Annotated in this window: 7 protein-coding genes; 3 read left to right on the top strand and 4 right to left on the bottom strand. The window is 64.3% G+C overall.

Annotation, left to right across the window (positions count from 1 at the left end; genetic code table 11):
- The coding region (locus UU7_RS16250) for a carboxypeptidase-like regulatory domain-containing protein (RefSeq protein ID WP_007810231.1) at window positions 1-355 on the bottom strand (355 nt) is incomplete at its 3' end.
- A 283-nt stretch (window positions 356-638) separates the two neighbouring features.
- On the opposite strand from UU7_RS16250, the gene UU7_RS16245 reads away from it, so the two are divergent.
- Window positions 639-1,205: a helix-turn-helix domain-containing protein gene (locus UU7_RS16245; RefSeq protein WP_007810229.1), complete on the top strand. Its 567-nt coding sequence runs from the start codon at window positions 639-641 to the stop codon at window positions 1,203-1,205.
- A 39-nt stretch (window positions 1,206-1,244) separates the two neighbouring features.
- Here the strand turns inward: UU7_RS16245 and glyS are convergent, their stop codons facing one another.
- Window positions 1,245-3,392, bottom strand: a complete 2,148-nt coding sequence (gene glyS, locus UU7_RS16240) for a glycine--tRNA ligase subunit beta (protein ID WP_007810227.1) — start codon at window positions 3,390-3,392, stop codon at window positions 1,245-1,247.
- The gene (glyQ, locus tag UU7_RS16235) at window positions 3,389-4,312 is read right to left on the bottom strand and encodes a glycine--tRNA ligase subunit alpha (protein WP_007810226.1); all 924 of its coding nucleotides are present in this window, start codon (window positions 4,310-4,312) and stop codon (window positions 3,389-3,391) included. Before glyQ ends, glyS begins: the two co-directional genes overlap by 4 nt.
- A gap of 93 nt (window positions 4,313-4,405) precedes the next feature.
- Between glyQ and tfpB the strand changes: the two genes are divergently transcribed.
- Window positions 4,406-6,226 (top strand): type IV pilus assembly ATPase TfpB, encoded by a 1,821-nt coding sequence (tfpB, locus tag UU7_RS16230; protein WP_007810225.1) that lies wholly within the window; start codon window positions 4,406-4,408, stop codon window positions 6,224-6,226.
- Between the two features lie 23 nt (window positions 6,227-6,249).
- Window positions 6,250-6,978 carry a glutamine amidotransferase gene (locus UU7_RS16225; protein ID WP_007810224.1) on the top strand — a complete coding sequence of 243 codons (729 nt, stop codon included), beginning with the start codon at window positions 6,250-6,252 and terminating at the stop codon, window positions 6,976-6,978.
- A 4-nt stretch (window positions 6,979-6,982) separates the two neighbouring features.
- On the opposite strand, the gene UU7_RS16220 is transcribed toward UU7_RS16225, so the two are convergent.
- Window positions 6,983-7,666 (bottom strand): rhomboid family intramembrane serine protease, encoded by a 684-nt coding sequence (locus tag UU7_RS16220; protein ID WP_007810223.1) that lies wholly within the window; start codon window positions 7,664-7,666, stop codon window positions 6,983-6,985.
- Between the last annotated feature and the right edge of the window lie 220 nt (window positions 7,667-7,886).

Below are 7,886 nucleotides of genomic sequence, written 5' to 3'. Positions count from 1 at the left end.
ACAGGGTCTGGGCATTCTGCCCACCGAACGACACTTCGGTACCCGAGCCCACACGCAAGGTGACGTTGGAGCGCGAGTCGACGGCCTGGCCGTCATGCTGCAGGGTGACCGTGTAGTTGCCCAGCGGCAGGGAATCCACCGCATAACGACCCGTCGAGTCGACAGTGGCCTGGCGGGTGACGCCAGACGAGCTCTTGACCAGTACCGTTTCGCCGCTTCCCGCCTGAACCTGACCGAAGATGCTGCCGGTGGTCGACTGCGCCACCGCTCCGGTACCGATCAAGCACAGACCGAGACCGATCGCCAGTGAAGTATGACGCAACTGGCGCGCCGTGAAATTTTTACGCGAATTCATAAGTGGCAACTCCCCAAGTTCAGCCCGAAGCTTTCGGGCACATGAAACTTTAATTGTGTTCAAATATCCAACGGCCACAGCCCAAGCAAGGTGCTTAGCCCGGTCCATCCGCATGATTTAACGCACGTTCCTGCGCAACCTCTAGCGCAAGTTACTGCGACGTTAATTCAAGAAATCACGGAGGTCAACACTTCCGTAACTTTTTCTGGAGGCTTCATTACTTGACTTCTGTCATAAACTTACGCTAGTGCCAATTTCCCCTCGATATAGAACGGTATTCTTGATGGACACGCAACTCAGTACCCAGCGGCAAGCCACGGAAACATTCGCTGAACGCATCAAATTGCTGATCCAGCGCGTGGGAAGTGCTACGGAAATCGCCCGCATGTGTGGCTTCTCCGAGGGCGTGGTTCGCAGTTGGCGAGATGGCAACACCGACCCGTCGCGCGCGCGTTGCGTAACGCTGGCCAAGACGCTGGGAATCTCGCTGGTCTGGCTTGTGGCCGGCGAAGGTACGTTGCAGGTCGACCCCACCTATATGGGCAGCGACGAACAGTACAGCTCGGAAGACGCCGCACCCAACCGCTCTCACGCCAAGGTGAACCCTGCTCAAGGCCAGGCAGCCACGCCGGCGACCGTTGATGCGCGGCGGCTGGATACTGCCGTTCGCATCCTGCAGTCAGAGCTGAGTTTGGCAGGCAACCAACTTTCGCTGTCCGAGAACACAGATTTGTTGAGCCAGCTCTATGAGATGCTCGGACCCGGCGGTTCCCACGTGGATCCCCTCGCCATGGTGACGTTCAACGAGCAGCTCGCCGAACGGATCCGTAAAGACCGCAGTCCGGCCTGATCCCGCTTCAATCATGGCCAGGGCAGGAGTTCTCCTGCCCTAGAGCAGCGCGATGTCGGCGATCGCGCCGAACTGCGTCTTCAACTGGTTGAGCAGCGCGAGGCGGTTGGCGCGCACGGCCGGGTCGTCGGCATTCACCAGCACGCTCTCGAAGAATGCATCGACGGGCGCCTGCAGTTGGGACAGGCGCGCCAGAACAGCCGCATAGTCTCCGGCGTCCAGCGCGGCAGCGCTGTCGTGCTGTGCCGAGGCCAGGGCATCGGCCAGCTCGCGTTCCGCGTCGGTTTCGAAGCGGGCTGGATCCACGACCCGCCCGATCGGCGGTGCCCCCGTCTCTTCGGCCTGCTTGCGCAGGATATTGCCGACGCGCTTGTTGGCGGCAGCCAGACTCATTGCCTCGGCGCGGCGACCGAACTCGGCAACGGCACGCAGGCGTCGATCGAAATCGGCCAGGCTGGCGGGCTGCACCGCCAGCACCGCTTCGAACTGGTTGTGGTCGAAGCCCTGCTCGGCGTAATAGCCACGCAGCCGGTCGAGCACGAAGTCGTACAGTTCATCGAGCAGGATGGCGCGCCGCTGGGCGGCGTTGAGCGCCGGTGGCTTGCCATCCTTGCCGGGCTTGAGTCCTGCGGCGAGAGCTGCATCCGGTATCAGTTCCAGAGCCTCGATGAAACTTCCGCGCAAATCCAGTTCCAGGCCACCTTCGATCAGGGTGCGCGCCAGCCCCAGCGCGGCGCGGCGCAGGGCGAAGGGATCCTTGTTGCCGCCGGGCTTCATGCCGACGGCAAAGATGCCCGCCAGGGTATCGAACCGTTCGGCCACCGCCAGCACCTGGCCCAGCTTGTCCGCGGCAATGCGATCACCGCCGAAGCGTGGCTGGTAATAGCTGTCCAGCGCCTCGGCCACGACCGCCGGTTCGCCGTCGTGGCTGGCGTAGTAACGCCCCATCACACCCTGCAATTCGGGGAACTCGCCGACCATGCGGGTCAGCAGGTCGCACTTGGCCAGGCTGGCCGCCCGCGTGGCCGCGCCGGCGTCGACACCGGTCCGGTTGGCGATGATCCGCGCCAGCTCCGCCACGCGCACGCTCTTGTCCCACAGGCTGCCCAGCGCCTGCTGGTAAGTGACTCCCTTGAGCTGCTCCTGGTATCTGGCCAGCGGGGTCTTGAGATCCTCGTCCCAGAAGAACTTGGCATCGGCGAAGCGGGGCCGGATCACGCGCTCGTAACCCTTGCGGATCTCGGAAGGGTTCGTGCTTTCGACGTTGGCGATGCCGATGAAGTGCTCGGTGAGGCTGCCGCCGGCGTCGAACACCGGAACGAACTTCTGGTTCGCCACCATGGTGGTGGCCAACGCCTCGGGCGGTACGGCAAGGAAGTCGCGTTCGAAGGTGCAGGCGATCGCCACCGGCCATTCGGTTAGGTTGGCCAGTTCGTCCAGCAGGGCGTCATCCAGTCGAGGCACGCCGCCGGTGGCACCCGCCACCTTTTCGATCTGGTCCTGGATGCGCTGGCGCCGTTCGCGAGGATCGGCCAGCACGTTGCAGGCACGCATGGCATCGAGCCAGCCGTCGGCATCGGCCACGTGCACCGGCTGCGGATGCATGAAGCGATGGCCGCGTGACTTGCGTCCGCTGCGCAGCCCGAGAACTTCGCCATCGACGATCTCGGCGCCGTGCAGGATCACCAGCCAATGGGCCGGCCGCACGAAACTGTAGTCGTGGTCGGCCCAGCGCATCGGGCGCGGGATCGGCAACGCCTTCAGCGCTTCGTCGACGATTTCCGGAAGCAATGCCGCCACCGGCTGCCCCGGCTTCACGCTGCGCCAGACGAACCAGCTGCCCTTGTCGGTTTCAAGTTTTTCCAGAGCGCCCACATCGACGCCGCATGACTGCGCAAACCCCAGCAGGGCCTTCGAGGGCTGGCCTTCGGCATCCAGCGCGGCGCTCAGCGCGGGACCCCGGCGCTCGATCGTCTGCTCCGGCTGGGCCACTACCACGGCGGGAACATGGACGGCCAAACGACGTGGCGAGGCATAGCCTTGCGCCTGGTCGAGCGCGGCGCCGATGTTGCGCCTGGCCAGCCCGTCGCAAATTCCGCGCAGGAACGCGGCAGACAATTCGTCGAGCGCCTTCGGTGGCAGTTCTTCCGTACCCAGCTCGATCAGCAGTGACTTGGCGGCGCTCATGCAGCCTGCTCCTTGTGGCCCGCAGTGAGAGCCTGTTTCAGGCCCGGGAAACCGAGTTTTTCGCGCTGTGCCACATAGGTTTCGGCGACGCTGCGCGACAACGTGCGTACACGCAGGATGTAGCGCTGGCGCTCGGTGACGCTGATCGCACGGCGCGCATCGAGAAGATTGAAGGTATGGCTGGCCTTCATCACCTGCTCGTAGGCCGGCAAGGGCAGGTTGGCGCCGATCAGCTGGTTGGCGGTGGCCTCGCAGACATCGAACCAGCGCAACAACTCGGGCACGTTGGCGTGTTCGAAGTTGTAGGTGCTCTGCTCGACCTCGTTCTGGTGAAACACGTCGCCGTAGGTCACCGTGCCGCGCGGCCCATCGGTCCAGATCAGGTCGTAGACGTTGTCCACGTTCTGCAGATACATGGCCAGCCGTTCCAGGCCGTAGGTGATCTCGCCGGTGACCGGGCGGCATTCCAGGCCGCCAGCCTGCTGGAAGTAGGTGAACTGGGTCACCTCCATGCCGTTCAACCAGACTTCCCAGCCGAGTCCCCAGGCGCCGAGCGTGGGCGACTCCCAGTTGTCCTCGACGAAGCGCAGGTCATGCACCAGCGGATCCAGCCCCAGCTCCCTGAGCGAGCCGATGTACAACTCCAGGATGTTCTCGGGATTGGGCTTCATCACCACCTGATACTGGTAGTAATGCTGCAGGCGGTTGGGATTCTGGCCGTAGCGACCATCGGTGGGACGACGCGACGGCTGCACATAGGCGGCTGCCCAGGGTTCCGGACCCAGTGCCCGGAGGAAGGTGGCGGGATGGAAGGTGCCGGCGCCGACCTCGGTATCGAGCGGCTGCAACAGCACACAACCCTGCGCCGCCCAGTAGCGGTTGAGGGTCTGGATCACATCCTGGAAGGTGCGTGCGGACATGGCTTTCCGTGACCTGGATTAAAGCGCGTTAGTATAGCCGCAGCTTGCTTTCGCACTGGGCTGCGCCCGGAAATGCACGGGGGATACCACCGGATGGCCGCTTCACCGCAAATCGCTTCACTGCTTGGCCGCCGGGGTCGATTGGAGCTGGACGAACTGCTGGCGGCCTTGGTCGTGGATGGCTATCTGCTTGCCGACGACGCCAAGCAGGTTCGCATCGGCAACCGGGCCGGTCGCAGCACGGTGGAGTTGCATCCGCTGGTGGTGATCGCCAACGCCAAACTGGTCAACCAGCGCGATCCGGGCCGTCCGCTGAGCCTGGAAGGGCTGACCGAATGGCTGGCCGGCCACGCCGGACTGCCGTATCTGAAGATCGATCCGATGAAGATCAATGTCGCGGCGGCGACCCAGGTGGTCAGCCAGGCCTATGCCAAGCGGCACCGCATCCTGCCGATCGCGGCCGCACCGGGAGAAGTGACGTTCGCCACGTGCGAACCGTTCGAGTCCGGTTGGGCGCCGGATCTCAGCCAGATGCTGCGCCGGGACATCCGGCGGGTGGTGGCCAGTCCCATCGACATCAATCGCTACCTGCAGGAGTTCTACGGCGTCCAGCGCTCGATCCAGCTGGCGCAGGACGCCAAGAACGGCAGCGACGCCTCGTCGGCCATCCTCAACTTCGAACAACTGGTCGAGCTGGGCAAGAGCGGTGAAGTCGGTGCGGACGATCGCCACGTGGTGCATATCGTCGACTGGCTGCTGCAGTACGCGTTCGAGCAGCGGGCCTCCGACATCCACCTGGAGCCGCGCCGCGAAACGGGTCATATCCGCTTCCGCATCGACGGCATCATGCAGAAGGTTTTCGAGCTGCCCTCGCCGGTGATGACCGCGGTCACCGCCCGCATCAAGATCCTGGCGCGCATGGACGTCGCCGAGAAGCGTCGCCCGCAGGACGGCCGCATCAAGACACGGTCTTCCTCCGGGCGCGAGGTCGAATTGCGCATCTCCAACATGCCCACCGCATTCGGCGAGAAGGTGGTGATGCGCATCTTCGATCCCGACCTGGTAGTGAAGGACTTCGCGCAACTGGGCTTCTCGCCTGGCGAGGGTGCGAACTGGCGCAGCATGGTCGAGCGTCCGCACGGCATCGTGCTGGTCACCGGTCCGACCGGCTCGGGCAAGACCACCACGCTGTATTCCACGCTGAAGCATCTGGCCACGCCCGAGCTCAACGTATGCACCGTGGAAGATCCGATCGAGATGGTCTCGCCGGAGTTCAACCAGATGCAGGTACACGCGGCGATCGACCTGGATTTCGCGGCCGGCGTCCGGACACTGCTGCGACAGGACCCGGACATCATCATGATCGGCGAGATCCGCGACCTGGAGACTGCCCAGATGGCCGTGCAGGCCTCGCTCACCGGGCACCTGGTGCTGTCCACGCTGCATACCAACGATGCGCCGAGCGCAGTCACCCGCCTGCTCGACCTGGGCGTTCCCCACTATCTGATCCAGTCGACCCTTACCGGCGTGGTGGCGCAGCGACTGGTACGCACCCTCTGCCCGCATTGCAAGCGGGCCAGCGTGCAGGACCCCCACGCCTGGAACGTGCTCGTCCATGGCTGGGATTTGCCGCTTCCGGCGCAGGTGTTCCAGCCCGTCGGGTGTCTGGAATGTCGCAATACCGGCTTCCTCGGCCGCACCGGCATCTACGAGATGCTGAAACTGTCGCCCCGCCTGCGCGGGATGGTTTCGGCCCACTTCGACCTGAGCGGATTCGGCCAGGCCGCACTGTCCGAGGGGATGCGCCCCTTGCGCATCTCCGCCGCGGACCAGGTGGCTGCGGGCCTGACCACCGTGCAGGAAATTCTCACCGTGCTGCCGCCGATCGACGCCCTCGAAGACGGACGGCCCTGACTGCAACCCGAACTCAGCCCTGCATGAAACCCGTCCTGATCATCCGCACCGGCCGCGCCCCGGACCCCATTCGTGCCCGCCACGGCGACTTTCCCCACTGGTTCCGGCTGAGCGCCGGCCTGCAGCCACGGCGGCTGCAAGTTGTCGATGTCGCCAATGGCGAAGCCCTGCCGCCACCGAAAGAAATCGCTGGGGCCATCATCACGGGTTCGGCAGCCATGGTCACCGAACGGGCGCACTGGAGCGAGCTCACCGCGGGATGGATCCGCGATGCCATGGATGTCAGCCTGCCGCTGTTCGGCGTGTGCTATGGCCATCAGTTGATGGCCCATGCCCTGGGCGGCACGGTGGGTTACCTTCCAGGCGGGCGCGAAATAGGCACCCAGCTCATCGAACTCACCGACGCCGGCAAGCGCGACTCGCTGGCTCTTGGCCTTCCGCCGCACTTTCGGGCGCATACCACGCACGAACAAAGCGTGCTTGAAGCACCGGCGGAAGCGGCCGTGCTGGCCCGCTCGGCCAGGGACCCGCATCAGTGGCTGCGTTACGGCCCGCACGCGCTGAGTGTGCAGTTCCATCCGGAATTCAATGCCGAGGTGATGCGCGCCTATATCCGGCGCAAGCACTCCGACATGCATCGCGAAGGCAGCGATCCGAAACGCGTATTCGGCGAAGTCGGCGCCACGCCACTCGCTCGACGCGTGTTGCGCCGATTCGCCAACGCCCATCTGCAGGACGACGGCGCATCCTGAAACATCAGCCTCGCAGGCGACGCGCTATGCCTTCGCGGGCGAACAGGGCGAACATCACGCCGAACAGGAACCCGCCGATATGCGCCCACCACACGTAGGCGCCGTAGCTGGGCCCGGCATAGCTGAACAGCAGTTGCAGCAACACCCAGATGCCGATCAGGAGAAAGGCCGGGACCCGGACAAATTCCAGATAGAGACCCAATGGCAACACCAGGCCCAGTCGTGCCCGCGGGAACAGGGCTACATAGGTGCCCACCACAGCCGAGACAGCCCCGCTGCAGCCGATGATCGGCAGCCTCACCCCCGCGAGCGACAGTGCGCCAATCAGGTTCGCCACGATGCCGCCCACCACGAACAGAAGCAGAAAGCGAAGCGAGCCCAAAGCACGCTCTCCGGGCAATCCGAAGATCACCAGGAAGAGCAGGTTGCTCAGCAAGTGCAGCCACGTGACGTGAATGAACAGCGCGGTGAACAGCCGCAACAGGGCCGGATCGGTCAGCTGCGGCAGCAGCGCCTCATGGGGATCGAAGATGTTCGCCGGGATCGTGCCCCATTCCAGCAACAGGGAGATCCGCTGCGCCGGTGGCGTCAGCGCCAGAACCACAAAGCACAAGACGCAGAACGACACCACCAGCAGGGTGGCCCAATGCCAACGGGGACGGCGCCGGGTTTCCACGTGAATGAACAAGAGCCGCTCCTGGCGTGAGGCGCTGACTGAAGGAGGTTCATCATAGGCGATGGATTGGCCCGGCAACGGTGATCCACACGGAAGAACAATCCATCAAACGCCACAAAGACGAAGGCCTCCCCGATTGGGAGGCCTTGGAACAAAAAACCCTTGGCGGTGACCTGTTGCGGGCTGCGACCGGCGGTCGCCACCGCGACCGCGCCAAAGAAAAACCCCCACC

Origin of the sequence: Rhodanobacter spathiphylli B39 (assembly GCF_000264295.1) — a bacterium.
GTDB classification, from domain to species: Bacteria; Pseudomonadota; Gammaproteobacteria; order Xanthomonadales; family Rhodanobacteraceae; genus Rhodanobacter; species Rhodanobacter spathiphylli.
The sequence above is the reverse complement of the archived record's forward strand: the minus strand, read 5'-3'. Positions and strand labels throughout refer to the sequence as shown.